Annotated in this window: 17 protein-coding genes; 9 read left to right on the top strand and 8 right to left on the bottom strand. The window is 61.8% G+C overall.

Features of this window, described 5'->3' with window-relative positions:
- Nucleotides 1-55: 55 nt before the first annotated feature.
- Nucleotides 56-361, bottom strand: coding sequence for a ribbon-helix-helix domain-containing protein (locus BPNPMPFG_RS05495; protein WP_258593772.1), 306 nt, complete (start codon nucleotides 359-361; stop codon nucleotides 56-58).
- A gap of 234 nt (nucleotides 362-595) precedes the next feature.
- On the opposite strand from BPNPMPFG_RS05495, the gene BPNPMPFG_RS05490 reads away from it, so the two are divergent.
- The 3 genes from BPNPMPFG_RS05490 to BPNPMPFG_RS05480 all read left to right on the top strand — a co-directional run bounded on the left by BPNPMPFG_RS05490 (nucleotide 596) and on the right by BPNPMPFG_RS05480 (nucleotide 3,220).
- A complete protein-coding gene (locus BPNPMPFG_RS05490) occupies nucleotides 596-991 on the top strand; it encodes a VOC family protein (RefSeq protein ID WP_258593771.1) in 396 nt (131 codons plus the stop codon).
- A 79-nt stretch (nucleotides 992-1,070) separates the two neighbouring features.
- Nucleotides 1,071-1,601 carry a gluconate 2-dehydrogenase subunit 3 family protein gene (locus BPNPMPFG_RS05485; protein WP_258593766.1) on the top strand — a complete coding sequence of 177 codons (531 nt, stop codon included), beginning with the start codon at nucleotides 1,071-1,073 and terminating at the stop codon, nucleotides 1,599-1,601.
- A gap of 47 nt (nucleotides 1,602-1,648) precedes the next feature.
- Nucleotides 1,649-3,220, top strand: a complete 1,572-nt coding sequence (locus BPNPMPFG_RS05480) for a GMC family oxidoreductase (RefSeq protein WP_258593764.1) — start codon at nucleotides 1,649-1,651, stop codon at nucleotides 3,218-3,220.
- A gap of 289 nt (nucleotides 3,221-3,509) precedes the next feature.
- Here the strand turns inward: BPNPMPFG_RS05480 and BPNPMPFG_RS05475 are convergent, their stop codons facing one another.
- On the bottom strand, nucleotides 3,510-3,917 hold the full coding sequence (locus BPNPMPFG_RS05475; protein WP_258593762.1) for a hypothetical protein: 408 nt from the start codon (nucleotides 3,915-3,917) through the stop codon (nucleotides 3,510-3,512).
- Nucleotides 3,918-4,230: 313 nt separating this feature from the next.
- Between BPNPMPFG_RS05475 and urtA the strand changes: the two genes are divergently transcribed.
- The 6 genes from urtA to BPNPMPFG_RS05445 all read left to right on the top strand — a co-directional run bounded on the left by urtA (nucleotide 4,231) and on the right by BPNPMPFG_RS05445 (nucleotide 10,457).
- Nucleotides 4,231-5,541: an urea ABC transporter substrate-binding protein gene (gene urtA / locus BPNPMPFG_RS05470; protein WP_258593755.1), complete on the top strand. Its 1,311-nt coding sequence runs from the start codon at nucleotides 4,231-4,233 to the stop codon at nucleotides 5,539-5,541.
- A gap of 108 nt (nucleotides 5,542-5,649) precedes the next feature.
- Nucleotides 5,650-7,266, top strand: a complete 1,617-nt coding sequence (gene urtB, locus BPNPMPFG_RS05465; protein ID WP_258593753.1) for an urea ABC transporter permease subunit UrtB — start codon at nucleotides 5,650-5,652, stop codon at nucleotides 7,264-7,266.
- Nucleotides 7,263-8,495 carry an urea ABC transporter permease subunit UrtC gene (urtC, locus tag BPNPMPFG_RS05460; protein ID WP_258593751.1) on the top strand — a complete coding sequence of 411 codons (1,233 nt, stop codon included), beginning with the start codon at nucleotides 7,263-7,265 and terminating at the stop codon, nucleotides 8,493-8,495. Before urtB ends, urtC begins: the two co-directional genes overlap by 4 nt.
- A 6-nt stretch (nucleotides 8,496-8,501) precedes the next feature.
- Nucleotides 8,502-9,248, top strand: a complete 747-nt coding sequence (urtD, locus tag BPNPMPFG_RS05455; RefSeq protein WP_258593749.1) for an urea ABC transporter ATP-binding protein UrtD — start codon at nucleotides 8,502-8,504, stop codon at nucleotides 9,246-9,248.
- Nucleotides 9,249-9,317: 69 nt separating this feature from the next.
- Nucleotides 9,318-10,013 (top strand): urea ABC transporter ATP-binding subunit UrtE, encoded by a 696-nt coding sequence (gene urtE, locus BPNPMPFG_RS05450; RefSeq protein ID WP_258593747.1) that lies wholly within the window; start codon nucleotides 9,318-9,320, stop codon nucleotides 10,011-10,013.
- 267 nt (nucleotides 10,014-10,280) lie between these two features.
- Nucleotides 10,281-10,457, top strand: coding sequence for a hypothetical protein (locus BPNPMPFG_RS05445; protein WP_258593745.1), 177 nt, complete (start codon nucleotides 10,281-10,283; stop codon nucleotides 10,455-10,457).
- Nucleotides 10,458-10,509: 52 nt separating this feature from the next.
- Here BPNPMPFG_RS05445 and BPNPMPFG_RS05440 read toward each other — a convergent pair whose 3' ends face one another.
- The 6 genes from BPNPMPFG_RS05440 to BPNPMPFG_RS05415 form a co-directional block, all read right to left on the bottom strand.
- Nucleotides 10,510-11,658, bottom strand: a complete 1,149-nt coding sequence (locus BPNPMPFG_RS05440; protein ID WP_258593744.1) for a GGDEF domain-containing protein — start codon at nucleotides 11,656-11,658, stop codon at nucleotides 10,510-10,512.
- Between the two features lie 183 nt (nucleotides 11,659-11,841).
- Nucleotides 11,842-12,648: a DUF72 domain-containing protein gene (locus BPNPMPFG_RS05435; protein ID WP_258593743.1), complete on the bottom strand. Its 807-nt coding sequence runs from the start codon at nucleotides 12,646-12,648 to the stop codon at nucleotides 11,842-11,844.
- 24 nt (nucleotides 12,649-12,672) lie between these two features.
- A complete protein-coding gene (locus tag BPNPMPFG_RS05430) occupies nucleotides 12,673-13,143 on the bottom strand; it encodes a GNAT family N-acetyltransferase (RefSeq protein WP_258593741.1) in 471 nt (156 codons plus the stop codon).
- A gap of 34 nt (nucleotides 13,144-13,177) precedes the next feature.
- The gene (uvrA, locus tag BPNPMPFG_RS05425) at nucleotides 13,178-16,099 is read right to left on the bottom strand and encodes an excinuclease ABC subunit UvrA (RefSeq protein WP_258593739.1); all 2,922 of its coding nucleotides are present in this window, start codon (nucleotides 16,097-16,099) and stop codon (nucleotides 13,178-13,180) included.
- Between the two features lie 717 nt (nucleotides 16,100-16,816).
- Nucleotides 16,817-17,116 (bottom strand): hypothetical protein, encoded by a 300-nt coding sequence (locus BPNPMPFG_RS05420; RefSeq protein ID WP_258593737.1) that lies wholly within the window; start codon nucleotides 17,114-17,116, stop codon nucleotides 16,817-16,819.
- Between the two features lie 93 nt (nucleotides 17,117-17,209).
- The gene (locus BPNPMPFG_RS05415) at nucleotides 17,210-17,815 is read right to left on the bottom strand and encodes an ATP-dependent Clp protease proteolytic subunit (protein ID WP_258593736.1); all 606 of its coding nucleotides are present in this window, start codon (nucleotides 17,813-17,815) and stop codon (nucleotides 17,210-17,212) included.
- Between the last annotated feature and the right edge of the window lie 6 nt (nucleotides 17,816-17,821).

Here is a 17,821-nt window from a genome sequence, read left to right as displayed (position 1 = left end):
TCAATCGCTGACGCGGTCCTTGGCGTCTGGCGCCCGCTGTCGCCGTGCAAGGGCGCTAGGCCGCTTCCCGCTTCGGCACCATCAGCTCATCCATGCCTGGCCGATGACCGCGCAGGTAGAGCGCGCAAGTGGTGCGCAGCATCGACGCAAAGTTCGGAATGGCGCCGTTGATCTCGATGGCTTCGTCATAAAGCTTCGAGATGAATTTTGGCGTCGTCAGACCCTGGTTTTCGGCGATCTCATCAAGCAGCGCCCAGAATGTCGCTTCAAGCTGGATGCTGGTCGAGTGGCCGTCAATGCGAATCGACCGGTTGATCTGGCGATAGCCTTCGGGGTCCTGGCCCGCAAATACCCTGCACATCCGACAAACCTCCCATGCTTGTTGGTCTTGGGCGGGTAGGCCTGCAGTTTGATTCTGATCCTGCTCGACCTGTCCCCATACGTATTCTCGGGCAAAACTGCCGGAACGGCAATCGGACTTTCGTCCCTGTCGGCAATGAAGCCCAAATCACGCTTTTGGGCGTGGTAACCGGCTGCCACCACCTTTTTCCGGCGCTGCCCATAATCGTTTCCACACACCAGGGCGGAGACTGATTTGGCCAAGGCGATCCATTCCATGATCCGGGTTCTCGATGAGGCCCGATCCGTCGACTTCTACAGAAACGCCTTCGGGCTCGATATCGCCGACAGGCTGGACTTCGAGACATTCACGCTCATTTACCTCAGCAACGCTGAAACGGGGTTCGAACTCGAACTGACCGTGAACAAGGGCCGGACCGAGCCTTACGGGCTCGGCGACGGCTACGGCCATCTCGCGGCCTCGGTCGCCGACCTCGACAGCGAGCATGATCGTCTCGGCGCGCTTGGCCTCAACCCAAGGAAGATCGTCGAGTTCAACCATGACGGTTCGCTGATCGCCCGATTCTTCTTCATCGAGGATCCGGACGGCTACAAGATCGAGGTTCTGCAGCGCGGAGGCCGCTTCCAATAGGGACAACCCGCCGCGCGGACCGGCGCGGCGCCAGCAACGGCACCCTTGGGGTGCGAACAGCAAGCAGGGAGGAACAAAAATGGTCACGATCTATGACGCGAAGCCTGGACTTTCACGTCGTGAGCTTCTCAAACGCGGCGGCATCGGCGCGTTGCTCGTCATCTCGGGCAGCGCGGTCATCAGCCCCGAACACGCCTGGGGGCTCGAGACATCGACGCTCAAGCCCGAAACCATGGCAACGCTGATCCAGTTGGCACGCGACATCTATCCGCACGATCAGGTTCCCGACAAATATTACGCCATTGCCGTGAAGGGCCATGACGAGCAGGCCGGCAAGGACGCCACCTACAAGGCCATGATCGAAGACGGCATCGCCGACCTCGACAAGAAGTCGGGGGACGGAGGCTACCGGGGCCTTGGCTGGGAGGACCAGCGCGTCGCGGTGCTGAAGCAGATCGAATCCTCGCCGTTCTTCCAGGCCATCCGTGGTGGCCTCGTCGTCAGCCTCTACAACCAGAAAGAGGTCTGGCCGATCTTCGGCTACGAGGGCGAGTCCTATTCCAAGGGTGGCTACATCGCACGCGGTTTCAACGACATCGAGTGGCTCTGAGCCCAGTCGTTCTTGAAGCCGCAAACAGAAAATCATGGGAGGAAACCATGGCAGCAGCATTTGATCTGAACAACGACGGCGTGGTCGTCATCATCGGCTCGGGCGCCGGCGGCGGCACGCTCGGCAACGAACTTGCCCAGAAGGGTGTCGACGTCGTCATCCTGGAGGCCGGCGCGCGTCACGAATATGAGGATTTTGTCAACGACGAGTGGGGTTCTTTCGCCCAGCTTGCCTGGACGGACAAACGCACCACCTCAGGTGACTGGCGGGTGGCCAAGGATTTTCCGAACCTGCCGGCCTGGATCGTCAAGTCGGTCGGCGGTTCGACGACCCACTGGGCCGGAGCGTCGCTGCGTTTCCAGGAACATGAGTTCAAGACGCTGTCGACCTACGGCAAGCTGGAGGGCGCGAACCTGCTCGACTGGCCGATCACGCTGGCCGAGATGGAGCCTTACTATGCCAAGGCCGAAGCCAAGATGGGCGTCACCGGCACCAATGACTGGCCGAGACTGCCGGGTAACAACAACTTCAAGGTGCTGAAGGCCGGCGCCGACAAGCTCGGCTACAAGGAATGCCACACCGGCAACATGGCGATCAACTCGGTGCAGCGCGACGATCGCATGTCCTGCCAGCAGACCGGCTTCTGCTTCCAGGGCTGTAAATGGGGCGCCAAATGGTCGACGCTCTACACCGAGATCCCCAAGGGCGAGGCGACAGGCCATCTCGAGGTCAGGCCGAACGCCATGGCGATCAAGATCAACCATGACGACGGGGGCAAGGTGACTGGTGTCGTCTACGCCGACAAGGACGGCAAGCTGCAGGAGCAGAAAGCCCGCATCGTCGCCGTCGCCGGCAATTCGATCGAAAGCCCGCGGCTGCTGCTCAATTCGGCGTCGGGCAAGTTCCCCGATGGTCTTGCCAATTCCTCGGGACAGGTGGGCAAAAACTACATGCGCCACACCACCGGCTCGGTCTATGCCATCTTCGACAAGCCCGTGCACATGTATCGTGGCACCACCATGGCCGGCATCATCCGCGACGAGGCGCGCCATGATCCGTCACGCGGCTTCGTCGGCGGCTATGAGTTCGAGACGCTGTCGCTGGGACTGCCGTTCATGGCGGCCTTCCTCGATCCGGGTGCCTGGGGCCGCTCCTTCACCACGGCGCTCGACCACTACGATCATATGGCCGGCCTGTGGATCGTCGGTGAGGACATGCCGCGCACGGAGAACCGTGTCACGCTGCATGCCGACATGAAGGACGCGCACGGCATGCCGATCGCCGACGTGCATTTCGACGATCACCCGAACGACACCGCGATGCGCAACCATGCTTACAAGCAGGCATCGGCACTTTACGACGCGGTCGGTGCCACGCGCACCTTCCCGACGCCGCCCTATCCGTCGACCCACAATCTCGGCACCAACCGGATGAGCGAGAAGGCGGCCGACGGCGTGGTCAACAAACATGGCCAGACGCACGACATCAAGAACCTGTTCGTGTCGGACGGCAGCCAGTTCACGACAGGGGCTGCCGAAAACCCGACCCTGACGATCGTTTCGCTGGCCATCCGCCAGGCCGACTACATCGCCGCGCAGATGTCGGCCAAGACGATCTGAGCCGGCAAGACATCGCCCCGGTCATCGGGGCGGTGCCAAACTTCAGCGTCCTCCCGGACCGCCAAGCGGAACGCGTAACGCGCGTTCCGCTTTTTATCGACTTGCTATGCGCCGACCGGCTGTCCGTCCTTGCGGCGGATGGCGATCACGCCTCTCAAGGTGGATGGTGACGGCGCACCGCTGCCTATCCAGCTTCGGCAACATCCAGATGACATGAGAGGCAGGCAGGCCGCAGAGGCGGCGGCCGTTGCCGGGGAATGGCCTACTGGCTGCTTCCCCGGGCGCAGCCCTACTGGCTGCTGCCCCTTGTGCAGGTCGAGGCAGTGAAGGCCCCATCGGGCTGTTTCATGATGATGTCGAAGGAGGGCGCGGTCTCGCCGTCCAGCGTGGCCTGGGTCAGCGACAGCGAGTTGCCGCCGGCGGTGTATCCACCCAGCGGTCCCAGCCAGGAGATCACGCCGTTTGCATCCATCTGATAATTATAACCCTGCTGGGCGGTCCCGAAGGTGACCGGGCCGCTGTAAACGTTTCCCTTGATGGTGATGTCGCCAAGGTTGAGGAACATGCCAAGCAGGTACACTTCGCAATGGTAGGTGCCGTCGGGCATCTTGCCGTCACTGAAGTCGGCTCGTGCGGCGCCGGTTGCCGCAGCCAGAAGCCATATGCAGAGAAAAATGCGTGAGATAAGGGATGCCATGGCGTCGCTCGGTTGAAGGGCGAGCTTGCCCCATTTTTGTGCCATGCCGCAACAATTGTCGTCCGTGACCTGGTCACGGAGGTTAAAAACTAGGCATTGGTTTGATTTGGGCGAAAATTAGGCAGGAGTCTTGTGCGCTGCGCAAATTTCTCTCAACCAATTTTTAACCGATCCTCGTTTTTTCCATAAGCTTGATGTAGCAACATGCTGATAATGCTAAATTATCTACCTCTGGTGACACCATTTCGACACTTGGCACGGGGGTTGCTTTGCATTGTTGCGGTGCAAATCAACCAGCTTGGGAGTCTTGGACATGAGGGGTAATTTCTCGACAATAACAAAAATCTTTTCGGCAAGCGTGGTTGCCGCCGGTCTGTTGATGTCCGCTCCGGCCAGGGCGGCTGACGACACGATCAAGGTCGGCATTCTCCATTCGCTGTCGGGGACCATGGCGATTTCGGAGACAACGCTGAAGGACGCCATGCTGATGCTCATCGACGAGCAGAACGCCAAGGGCGGCCTGCTCGGCAAGAAGCTCGAAGCCGTCGTCGTCGATCCGGCTTCCAACTGGCCGTTGTTCGCCGAGAAGGCGCGCGAGCTGATTTCCAAGGACAAGGTCGCCGCGGTGTTCGGCTGCTGGACCTCGGTGTCGCGCAAATCGGTGCTGCCGGTGTTCTCCGAACTCGACAACATCCTGTTCTATCCCGTCCAATATGAGGGCGAGGAAAGCGAGCGCAACGTGTTCTACACGGGTGCCGCGCCAAACCAACAGGCCATTCCCGCTGTCGACTATCTGATGAGCGCGGACGGCGGTTCGGTGAAGCGCTGGGTGCTGGAAGGTACCGACTACGTCTATCCGCGTACCACCAACAAGATCCTCGAGGCCTATCTGAAGGCCAAGGGCGTCGCGGCCGAAGACATCATGGTCAACTACACGCCGTTCGGCTTCTCCGACTGGCAGACCGAAGTCTCGGCGATCAAGAAATTCGGCTCGGCCGGCAAGAAGACCGCCGTCGTCTCGACCGTCAACGGTGACGCCAACGTGCCGTTCTACAAGGAACTCGGCAACCAGGGCATCAAGGCCGAGGACATCCCGGTCATGGCCTTCTCGGTCGGCGAGGAAGAGCTTGCCGGTCTCGACACCGCGCCGCTGGTCGGCCATCTCGCCGCCTGGAATTATTTCGAGAGCGTCGACACGCCCGAGAACAAGAAGTTCATCGCCGACTGGCACAAATTCATCAAGAACGACAAGCGCACCACCAACGACCCGATGGAAGCCCATTATATCGGCTTCAACATGTGGGTGAAGGCGGTCGAGAAGGCCGGCACCACCGATCCGGACAAGGTCATCGATGCCATGATCGGCGTTTCGGTGCCGAACCTGACCGGCGGCTATGCGACGATGATGCCGAACCACCACATCACCAAGCCGGCGCTGATCGGCGAAATCCAGGCCAACGGCCAGTTCGAAACGGTCTCGCGCACGCCGGGCCTGGTGATGGGCGACGAATGGTCCGACTATTTGCCTGACTCCAAAGACCTGATCTCCGATTGGCGCGCGCCTCTGTCCTGCGGCAACTTCAATGTCGTCACCGGCAAATGCGGCGGCAAGGGCACAAACTGATCCTCCCCGGTCTGGACCGCAGGTCCATGGCCTAAGACCGCAGGCGTCCGGACGGTTTCCTCCGCCGTCCGGACGCCCAATTCAACCTTCAAGGGTCACCTGAAGCCGATGAACCTGTTTCGCGCATTTGGCCTGACGCTGCTGTTTCTGCTGGCGACTTTGTCGTCATCGGGCGCTGGCGAAGCCGATCTGCGTGGCATCATCGGCAAATTCGCGACGGCCAAGGGTTTTTCGGAGACAGGAGCTGTCGTCCACGAACTGACGGCCACGGGTGATCCCCTGGTCGAACGGCCGCTTGCCGCGCTCGCCGACGGCAACCTCTATATCCGCAAGGCCGATTCGCTGGTGTTTGTCGGCAAGGAAGCGGGCGAAAGCGTCCAACTGTTCGATCCGCTGAGCGGCGAAGCGTCCGGCGAAGCGGCCAAGGACGACATCACCAAGATCAAGGTCAACAACACGCTGCGCCGCGTCATCCGCGATGCGCTGGGCACGCTGACGCTTGGCGCCAAGGATCCGGCCGTGCGCATTGCGGCCGCCGACACCATGTTCAAGACACAAGACGCCGCAAACATCGGGCCGCTCGACACGGCGATCGCCAGTGAGACCGTCGCCAGCGTCAAGGCTCTGCTCGAACAGGCGCGCGCTGCTTCGGTTCTTGTCTCGGATCGGCCAGATGCCGACAAGCTCGCAGCAATCGCGCTGATCGGTGCGCGTGGCGACCGTGATGCGGTTTCGCTGCTGACCTCGGTCGAGGCGAATGGCTCGGGCGCAGTCAAGGAAGCGGCGACCGCCGCAATTGCCAACATCAATTCGACGCTGGCCTTCTGGGATGCCGGCCAGAACATCTGGTACGGCATCTCGCTGGGCTCGGTGCTGCTGCTGGCGGCGATCGGGCTTGCCATCACCTTCGGCGTCATGGGCGTCATCAACATGGCGCATGGCGAGATGGTCATGCTCGGCGCCTACACCACCTTCGTCGTCCAGCAGGTGATCCGGACATCCTTTCCCGGCCTGTTCGACTGGTCGCTGGTCATCGCGCTGCCGTTGGCCTTCCTGGTTGCCGCGATCGTCGGCTTGGCCATAGAGCGCGGCGTCATCCGCTTCCTTTACGGCCGGCCGCTGGAGACGCTGTTGGCGACATGGGGCGTCTCTTTGATCCTGCAGCAGGCCGTGCGCTCGATCTTCGGACCGACCAACCAGGAAGTCGGCAACCCATCCTGGATGTCGGGCTCATTCAATGTCGGCCAACTCGCGATCACCTGGAACCGTCTGTGGATCCTGGTTTTCGCGCTCACCATCTTCGCCGTACTGCTCTATGTGATGAAGCGCACGCCCTGGGGCCTGCAGATGCGCGCCGTCACCGCCAACCGGCGGATGGCCGCGTCGATGGGCATCAGGACGCCATGGGTCGATGCGCTGACCTTCGCGCTCGGTTCCGGCATTGCCGGTATTGCCGGTGTCGCACTCAGCCAGATCGACAATGTCTCGCCCAATCTCGGCCGCGGCTACATCATCGACAGTTTCATGGTCGTCGTCTTCGGCGGCGTCGGCAATCTCTGGGGCACGCTTGTCGGCGCCTTCTCGCTCGGCATCGTCAACAAGGTCCTCGAACCCTATGCCGGCGCCGTGCTCGGCAAGATCGTCGTGCTGGTGCTGATCATCCTGTTCATCCAGAAGCGCCCGCGCGGCCTGTTCGCACTCAAGGGCAGGGCGGTGGAAGCATGATCACCGGGCGCTTCTTCGCCGCGGGTGCGGATCGCCGCATCGCCGTCACGATTGTCGCCCTGCTGGCGGCCGCCATCATCGTGCCGCTGCTCAATCTTGCGGTGTCGCCGACCAGCGCGTTCTACGTGCCGTCCTACATCGTCGCGCTGACCGGCAAATATCTCTGCTATGCGCTGCTGGCGCTCGCGCTCGACCTCGTCTGGGGGTATTGCGGCATCCTTTCGCTCGGCCACGGCGCGTTCTTCGCGCTCGGCGGCTATGCGATGGGCATGTATCTGATGCGCCAGATCGGCTCGCGCGGCGTCTATGGCAATCCGATCCTGCCTGATTTCATGGTGTTCCTGAACTACAAGGAATTGCCCTGGTTCTGGACCGGCTTCGACCATTTCTGGTTCGCTGGTCTGATGGTGCTCGCGGTGCCCGGCCTGCTCGCCTTCGTCTTCGGCTGGTTCGCCTTCCGCAGCCGCGTCACCGGCGTCTATCTCTCGATCATCACCCAGGCGATGACCTATGCGCTGCTGCTCGCCTTCTTCCGCAACGATATGGGGTTCGGCGGCAACAACGGCCTGACCGATTTCAAGGATATTCTGGGCTTCAACGTGCAGGCCGACGCGACACGCTCGGCGCTGTTCGCGGCCAGTGCCATCATGCTTTCGCTGGCCGTGTTCGTCACCTGGGCGATCGTCGGCTCCAAATACGGCAAGCTGCTGATGGCGGTGCGCGACGCCGAGAGCCGTACTCGCTTCCTCGGCTGGCGGGCTGAAAATGTAAAACTGTTCGCCTTCACCGTGTCGGCTGTCGTGGCCGGCATCGCCGGCGCGCTCTATGTGCCGCAGGTCGGCATCATCAATCCGGGCGAGTTCGAGCCGTCCAACTCGATCGAGGTGGTGATCTGGGCGGCCGTTGGCGGGCGCGGCACCATTGTCGGGCCGATCCTCGGCGCGCTGCTGGTCAATGCCGGCAAATCCTGGTTCACCGGCGTGCTGCCGGAATTCTGGCTGTTCGCGCTCGGTGGCCTGTTCGTCGCCGTCACGCTCTTGCTGCCGAAAGGCATCGTCGGCATGTGGGATTCCTGGCGCGGCAACGCCAGGGCGTTGCGAGCGGCCTCGATCGCCGAGGAAGCCGGCACCGATCCCGATGTCCCGCCGCCACGGAAGATCGTTCGCGGCGCGGCGACAAAGCCGGGTGACTGGTCCTCGTCCAGCCCTGAACCGCAGCCGGCGGAGTGAGCGACCATGAGCAAGTCGAACACGATCCTCTATCTCGACGGCGTCTCGGTTTCCTTCGACGGCTTCCGGGCCATCAACAATCTGTCGCTGGTACTCGACAAAGGCGAGATGCGCGCCATCATCGGCCCCAACGGCGCCGGCAAGACGACGATGATGGACATCGTCACCGGCAAGACGCGGCCCGATGAGGGCGAGGTGTTCTTCGACGGCCTGGTCGACCTCACCAAGCATGATGAAGCCGAGATCGCCATGATGGGCATCGGCCGCAAATTCCAGAAGCCGACCGTTTTCGAAAGCCACACCATCGAGGAAAATTTGATGCTGGCGCTAAAGGGGCCACGCTCGATCTTCCCGGCTCTGTTCCATCGCCGCTCGGCCGCCGAAGCGCGGCAGATCGACGACATTCTTGGTGTCATCCGGCTGGGCGACAAACGCGACCAACTGGCGGCAAATTTGAGCCACGGACAGAAGCAGTGGCTGGAGATCGGCATGCTCTTGGCACAGGACCCGAAGCTGCTTCTGGTCGACGAGCCGGTTGCCGGCATGACCGATGCCGAGACCGAGGAAACCGCCCGGCTGCTCAAAGACATTGCGCGCGACCATTCGGTCATCGTCGTCGAGCATGACATGCATTTCGTGCGCGAGCTCGGCGTCAAGGTCACCTGCCTGCATGAGGGCTCGGTGCTGTCCGAAGGCACACTCGATTTCGTTTCGGCCGACGAGCGCGTCGTCGAAGTCTATCTGGGGAGATGAGCATGGTCTGGCGGGTTCAATTCCATCGCTTCGATCTGTCGTTCCTCCGGTTCTGGAAGAGGCGCTGACATGCTCGAAATTTCCAATGCCACGCTCCATTATGGCGCCGCCCAGGCGCTGCGCGGCGTGACGCTGAAGGCTGGCGCCGGCAAGATCACCTGCGTGCTCGGCCGCAACGGCGTCGGCAAGACCAGTTTGATGAGATCGATCGTCGGCCACCACCGGCTGACGAGCGGAAGCGTTGCCTTCGAGGGGAAGGCGCTCGACCGGAGCGCGGCGTATGATCGCGCCCGGTCGGGCATCGCATTCGTGCCGCAGGGCAGGGAGATCTTTCCCCTGCTCACGGTGCGGGAAAATCTCGAATCGGGCTTCGCGCCGCTGAAGCGCGCCGACCGCAACGTGCCGGCCCATGTCTTCGAGCTTTTTCCGGTGCTCAAGCAGATGCTCGGCCGCCGTGGTGGCGACCTTTCCGGCGGCCAGCAGCAGCAGCTCGCCATCGGCCGGGCGCTGGTGATGCGGCCGAAATTGCTGGTGCTCGACGAGCCGACCGAAGGCATCCAGCCGTCGATCATCAAGGATATCGGCCGCGCCATCCGCTATCTGCGCGACCAGGCCGGCATTGCCGTGCTTTTGGTCGAACAATATCTCGATTTCTGCCGCGAGCTCGCCGACGAGGTCAACATCATGGACCGCGGCCTGATCGTCCATACCGGCCCGGCGGAAGATCTCGATAGGGCGGATGTCCGTAAATTCCTGACCGTCTAGAATCGGTACTGGACTTCAGGTGACCGAAGTCCTTCGCGGTCGAATATTTCTTCGATCCAGTCATCTACGTCTCTGGCGCACCGGGGGCTGCGTGCTAGTCTTTTACTTGGCTTTTGTGAGTCGGCCGCTTCCGTATCAGTCTGGTTATCGCGGATCGAGGGGCGCGGCGAAGGCCGGGCAAGTTCCACGCAAGCAAGCATTCCTAGCTTCCCTCCTGCGATCTGATTGTCGTTCAACGCGTTTGGGCACACAGGCTAAGGGACAGCCATGGAACGTTACGTCGAGGACTACCAGAAGCGGCGGCTTACCGAGCGCGTCGACATCATCACCGCCATCAACATATTGAGGTCCCAGGGGTATGGTTACGACGAGCTGATCGGGGAAATCACCAAGGTCTTCTATGTCGATCTCGATGCTTTCAACGAAATTGTCATGGCGGCATAGAAGCCGCGCTCGCCCATTCCAACAATCATGGACGCGGTATTGATGCCCGTGGTCAGCTCGCGCGCCGGAATGTCGAGCCGGTGACGCGGTTGCGGCCGCCGCGCTTGGCGGCGTACAGCGCCTTGTCGGCAGCGCTAAGCACCTTGTCGAAGCTGAGCCCCTCCTTGGTGCCGAAAGCAAATCCGGCACTGACCGTACACATCAGCGAACCCGTTTCGGTTTCGATGCGGCGCGCGGCGAAGGCTGCGCGTATCGCCTCGGCGGTGGCTTCCACCGTTTCGGGCAAGGTCCGCTTCAGCACCAGTGCGAATTCCTCGCCGCCCATGCGCGCGGCGACGTCAGCCGGGCGAAGATTGCCGGCGAGTTCCCTGGCGAACACCCTCAGCACGTCATCGCCGGCGGCGTGGCCGAATTCGTCGTTGATGGCTTTGAAGCTGTCGAGGTCGAACACAACCACGGCGGTGAAAGCGCCGACCGGGGCATTGCCATGCAGGTCGAACAGGGCACGGCGGTTGAGCAGACCGGTCAAGGGATCGGTCAGGGCGTTGTGGCGGTGATGCCTAGCCAGACGCCCTTGATTGAGCGCCAGTGACAGCGCACCGATGCCGGTCATGCTGGCAATGACGATGATCAGGCTCAACTCTTCGGCCCAGTTGCTCGGCGCATGCCCAAGGATCAGCTTTCCGTCCCGGATAAGAACCATGGCGCAGAGAGCGAAGGACATGGCCGTGGCCGAATAGAGGGCGGTGATGCCGATCGTCAGGGCTGGGGCTTCGTCGCGGCCCTTCCAGTATTCGAACGCAGTCGCAAACAGAAGCAAGGCGGCGAACAGGTTCTCGAACATGAAACCGAGGCCGTCATAACCAAGGGCCATGGGCGGCAGCGCAACGGCCAGCGAAATGCTGCCAAGCGCCGTTCGCCGGATCGGCGAGCCGCCGGTTCTGAACTGGTAGGCGGCGCCCATCATGGTCGAAAACCCAATCAGCAACAGGGCAAGGGTTGCGATGCCGAGCAGGCGCCCGGGCATCTCGATATAGGCGTCATAGACAAAAATATCGCCGACCACGAACAGCAGGCTGATAGCCCATGTCAGCAGGAATTTCTCCGAGCGCGCCGTTAGCCACATGCCAAACAATGTCAGGCTCAGGCAGGCGGCGGAAAAACCAACGGCCAGCAGAAGTGAAGTGTAGTCGAGCGACATGCCCCCTCGTCCGTTGCCGGCGGCGATCCCGGATCAGCGATTTCGCCTGCCTGGAGTCATGCAGCAAGGAGGTATCGATAAGGTTACGATGACGCCGAATATGCCGCGATTGGACTTTCGAATGCGCGCAAAACGCATATGTGACGCGCTTGCAGCGTGTGAGGAGTCTTACGCGGGAGCTCTTCAGTCGGCCACGCGCTGCATCAGCGCCATGGCTCCGAACGGCGCGCGCACCTTGCCCTCGGTAATGAAGTAGACGAAGACGTCACGCGGCTTGACCGGCGCTTCAGTGGCGGGATCGGCGCGCCGCAGGTCGGCCGGCTGCTTGCCCTGCGCCCACGTCTTTGCCCGCACAGCCCATTCGTCGAGGCCCGTTGACGTATAGCAATCAGGATTGTCGTCGCTGCCGGTCTGCAGCCGCGCATAGACGAAATCGCTCGTGACGTCGGCGATATCAGGATATTTCGCGTGGTCGGCATAGACGATCGCCACCTTGTATTTGCGCACGAGCGCCGCGAATTCCGGCACGACAAAACTGTCGTTGCGGACCTCGACCGCGTGGCGCAGCGCAACGCCGTCCTGTTTTTCCGGCAGCAATTTCAGGAAGGCTTCGAAATCGTCCGGATCGAACTTTTTCGTCGGCGCGAACTGCCACAGGATCGGCCCGAGCTTTTCGCCGAGTGCCGCAACGCCCGAACCGAGGAAGCGCATCATCGATTCTCCCGCCTCGCCAAGCACGCGCCGGTTGGTGACGAAGCGGTTGCCCTTCAGCGCATAGACGAAACCGTCTGGCGCCTCGCTCGCCCATTTGACGAAGGTCGGCTCCTTGAAGCTGGAATAATAGGTGCCGTTGACCTCGATGCTCGGCACCTGCCGAGTGGCGTAGTTCAGCTGCTTGGCCTTGGAAAGCTTGTCAGGATAAAAGGAGGTATCCCACGGCTCGAACGTCCAGCCGCCCATGCCGGAGCGGATTGTTCCCGATTTGCTCATGTCATCCTCCCGAGTTCAGAAAAATCAGGCCGTCGTGATTTCGTCGACGGCCTTGGCCATGTCGACGAGCACCCATCCAGGCCGGTAGGGATTGGGCCGGCGACCCGTTTCGTGGAAACCGTAGGCCAGATAGAGCGCGATGTTCCGCTCCATTTTGGCGTTGGTGTAGAGCCGTACTTCAGGCAAGCCCCACAGACGGGCCTGTTCATCGGCATGTTCCAGCAAGGCGATACCAAACCCCTTGCCCTGAAATGCTGGTGCGACAGCGACGGAGAAGATCATCGCGTGATCTTCATGACGTTCCAAGGTGAGCAGTCCGGCAACGTCGCCACCACTCTCCAAAAGCCAGACCTCGCCACCCGCGATGCGCGGTGCATAGTCCTCGGTGACGGGGATTGGCGGCGCGCCGAACAGGGCGGTGTACGGCGCATAGGCAGCTTCGGTCAGCGAGACGACAGTTTGGAGATCACCGGCAAGCGCTTTTCTGATTGTCATTCAAAGGCTCTCCGAGCGCCAACCGGCCAGACCATCACTCCGCCGCTTCGCGCTTGCCTCCGGGGCGTCGCTCCAGCAATTCCTTGAGGAACTGGCCGGTGTAGCTGCGCTTCTCGCGGACAATGGCTTCCGGCGTACCGGAGGCGACCAGTTCGCCGCCGCCGTCGCCGCCTTCGGGGCCGAGATCGAGCACCCAGTCGGCGGTTTTTATCACCTCGAGATTGTGCTCGATGACCACCACGGTGTTGCCCTGGTCGACCAGTTCATGCAGCACTTCCAGGAGCTTGGCGACGTCGTGGAAGTGCAGGCCGGTGGTAGGCTCATCCAGGATGTAGAGCGTCTTGCCGGTCGCCTTGCGCGACAGTTCCTTGGCCAGCTTGATGCGCTGCGCCTCGCCGCCGGACAGCGTTGTCGCCTGCTGGCCGATATGGATATAGCCTAGGCCGACCTGCTTCAGCGTTTCCAGCTTGTCGCGCACGCCGGGCACGGCGGCGAAGAAATCGACGCCTTCCTCGACGGTCATGTCGAGCACGTCGGCGATCGACTTGCCCTTGAACAGGACATCGAGTGTCTCTCTGTTATAGCGCTTGCCGTGGCAGACATCGCAGGTGACGTAGACGTCGGGCAAAAAATGCATCTCGATCTTGATGACGCCGTCGCCCTGGCAGGCCTCGCAGCGGCCGCCCTTGACGTTGAAGGAGAAGCGGCCGGGCTGATAGCCGCGCGCCTTGGCCTCGGGAAGGCCGGCGAACCAGTCGCGGATCGGCGTGAAGGCGCCGGTGTAGGTGGCGGGGTTGCTGCGCGGGGTCCTGCCAATCGGCGACTGGTCGATGTCGATGACCTTGTCGAGGAATTCGAGGCCCTCGATGCGGTCGTGCTCGGCCGGGTGTTCGCGCGACCCCATGATGCGGCGCGAGGCGGCCTTGAACAGCGTCTCGATCAGGAAGGTCGACTTGCCGCCACCCGAGACGCCGGTGACGGCGGTGAAGGTGCCGAGCGGGATTTCGGCGGTGACATTCTTCAGGTTGTTGCCGCGTGCGCCGACGATTTTCAGCCGCCGGTTCTTCTTGGCTTCGCGCCGCACGCCGGGTGTCGCCACTTCGAGCGCGCCCGACAGATATTTGCCGGTAATCGAGTTGGGATTGGCCATCACCTGCTGCGGCGTGCCCTGGGCGATGATCTCGCCGCCATGGATGCCGGCGGCCGGACCCATGTCGACGACATAGTCGGCATGCAGGATGGCGTCTTCGTCGTGCTCGACGACGATCACCGTGTTGCCGATGTCGCGCAGATGCTTCAGCGTGTCGAGCAGCCGCGCATTGTCGCGCTGATGCAGGCCGATCGAGGGTTCGTCCAGCACATAGAGCACACCGGTGAGGCCGGAGCCGATCTGCGACGCCAGCCGGATGCGCTGGCTCTCGCCGCCCGACAGCGTGCCGGAATTGCGCGACAGCGTCAGGTAGTCGAGACCGACATCGTTGAGAAAGCGCAGCCGCTCGCGGATTTCCTTCAAGACGCGCACCGCGATCTCGTTCTGCTTGTCGTTGAGCGACGCCGGCAGGTCGGTGAACCACTGGTCGGCCTTGCGAATGGAAAGTTCGGTGACTTCGCCGATGTGCCTGCCGGCGATTTTGACGGCCAGCGACTCGGGCTTCAGCCGATAGCCCTTGCAGACCGGGCAGGGCGTGGCCGACATGAAGCGCTCGATCTCTTCGCGCATCCAGGCGGATTCGGTCTCCTTCCAGCGCCGCTCGAGATTGGGGATGACGCCTTCGAAAGTCTTGGTGGTCTTGTAGGAGCGCAGGCCGTCATCATACTGGAAGGTGATTTCGCGCTCGCCGGTACCGCGCAGGATGGCCTCCTGGGCGTCAGCGCTCAAATCCCTGAACTTGTCGCCAAGCTTGAAGCCATAGGCCTTGCCCAGCGCTTCCAGTGTCTGCGCGTAATAGGGCGAGGTCGATTTCGCCCACGGGCTGACGGCGCCATCGCGCAGCGAGGCGTTCTCGTCGGGCACGACCAGATTGGGGTCGATGGCGCGCTGGCTGCCGAGACCGTCGCAGGTCGGGCAGGCGCCGAACGGGTTGTTGAACGAGAACAGCCTGGGCTCGATTTCCGGAATGGTGAAGCCGGAGACTGGGCAAGCGAACTTTTCCGAGAACAGGATGCGCTCATGCGTCTCGTTCTTCGACTTGTTGACGGAGTCCTCGCCGGTCTGGCTGGCGTCGAGCGGCTTGTCGGCAAACTCGGCCACGGCAAGCCCGTCGGCCAGCTTCAGCGCCGTCTCGATGGAATCGGCAAGCCTTGTGGCCAGATCGCCGCGCACGACGACGCGGTCGACGACGACGTCGAGGTCATGCTTGTACTTCTTGTCCAGCGCCGGCACATCGGCGATTTCATAGAAGACACCGTCGACCTTGACGCGCTGAAAGCCCTTCTTCTGCAGCTCCAGCAGTTCCTTGCGGTACTCGCCTTTGCGGCCGCGCACCATCGGCGCCAGGATGAACAGGCGGGTGCCTTCCTCGACCGCCAGCACACGGTCGACCATCTGGCTGACCGTCTGGCTTTCGATCGGCAGGCCGGTGGCCGGCGAATAGGGGATGCCGACGCGCGCGAACAGCAGCCGCATGTAGTCGTAGATCTCGGTGACGGTGCCGACCGTCGAGCGCGGGTTCTTCGAGGTGGTCTTCTGCTCGATCGAAATGGCCGGCGACAGGCCGTCGATCTGGTCGACGTCCGGCTTCTGCATCATTTCGAGGAATTGCCTTGCATAGGCCGACAGGCTCTCGACATAGCGACGCTGGCCTTCGGCGTAGATGGTGTCGAAGGCAAGCGACGATTTGCCGGACCCCGACAGGCCGGTCATGACGATCAGGCTGTCACGCGGCAAATCGAGGTCGACATTCTTCAGATTGTGTTCGCGCGCCCCGCGAATGGAAAGATATTTATGGTCGGCCATTGCCGGTCGCCGCCTCAGAATCTGGAATTTCCTGGAATGGCGGGTTTTCCCGGCCATCCCCTATGTAGGTAATTTTGCCGCCACGTCGAGAGACGCCACAATTCCCGACAAAAGCGTTTAACCGTCTTTCGCCTCAACGGGCAAGCGGAAAGAACAAAGGCCGAACACGCTCCTGACAAATCCTGTGTACCACCCTGGCTTCTCCTGTGTACCCCCTGGCTCCACCAGGCGTCTTGCGATCACTTTTTTCCGTAACCGGCTATTGAAGGTTGACGTCTTCGAATCAGGGGAGCAGACTCCAGAAGTCAACGAAGCCGGCCGTCTTTCGATGGCCTCGCCGCCCAGGGGCGGCTTGCGAGACGCCGCAGGCATTTGCGATTTGCGCTTCGGATTGACAACAGTCGCAAACGGACACAGGAGCGGAGCCAATGACGCCACCGGATAGTCCCCCAGGGTTCCAGTTGTCACTGGAGCTGCGGCAGGCATAAGTGCCAGGGTTTAGCGTTTGCGCCACCCGACAAACCGTGACCTGCCATATCCCCCAAAAATCAGAGACTGCTAGTCGGATCGTCGGCTGAACACCGCGAAGCATCCGAAATCAAACGCCGGCAGTACACTCCCGGCAAAATTGGATTTGATATCCAAAAAGCCCCGTCCGTTTGCGCAAAGCACGGCGGGGCTGTTTGTTTTTGCAGCGCGGCACACCGCCGCGTGGTATCAATGACGCGGCAGCCCTATCGAGCCGGCGCCGACATCGACGGTGATGCTGCCGGAAATCCTGACATCCGTATTGCCGATCTTGAACTGACCGTTGCCATTGCTGGGGAGTACGTCGTCCGGTTCGGGCACGGGAGCCGGTTTGGCGATGCGATAGTCACCGGTCACGCCGGGCAGGGCGCCTTTCTGCGCCGGTGAGCTGTCGTCGGCAAAGGCCGCGCCGCTCGTGAGGCCGGCAAGAGCGACCACGACAACGGCGATGACGCGGGGCAATGTTGTGGACGGATGAGTGTCGGTCATCGCCTGATTATAGTGACGTGACGCCGACGGAACCAGACCGGCATCGTCAAATCTTCGACAGCCGGCTGGAATCCGATCTGGCCCAAATTAGCCTCACGCAGCCTGTTTGCGCGTGTCGAAAACGTGGTCGACAATGCCCCAGGCCTGGGCTTCGCGGGCCGTCATGAAGTGGTCGCGGTCCAGCGTGCGCTCGACTTCTTCATAGGTGCGGCCGCAATGCTGCGCGTAGAGTTCCGCCATGTGCCGTTTTGTCTGGCCGATGCGCTCGGCATGGCGCTGGATGTCGGAGGCCTGGCCCTGGAATCCGCCCAGCGGCTGATGCAGCAGGATGGTAGCGTTCGGCAGCGAGATGCGACGTCCAGGCGCGCCGGCCATCAGCAGGAACGAAGCCATCGACGCGGCAAAGCCCATGCACACGGTCGACACCGGGCAGGCGATATATTGCATCGTGTCGTAGATGGCGAAACCGCTGGTCACCACGCCGCCTGGCGAGTTGATGTAGAGCGAGATCTCCTTGTCGGGATTGTCCGATTCCAGCGACAGCAGTTGCGCGCAGACCAGCGCCGAGACATCGTCGTTGATTTCACCGTTGATGAAGACGATGCGCTCGCGCAGCAGCCGCGAGAAAATGTCGAAGGCACGTTCGCCGCGGCTCGATTGCTCGATCACCATCGGTACCAGATTGGCAACACCGCTCATTGTTTT

The sequence above is a fragment of the Mesorhizobium sp. AR07 genome, assembly GCF_024746815.1.
GTDB lineage: Bacteria > Pseudomonadota > Alphaproteobacteria > Rhizobiales > Rhizobiaceae > Mesorhizobium.
The sequence above is the reverse complement of the archived record's forward strand: the minus strand, read 5'-3'. Positions and strand labels throughout refer to the sequence as shown.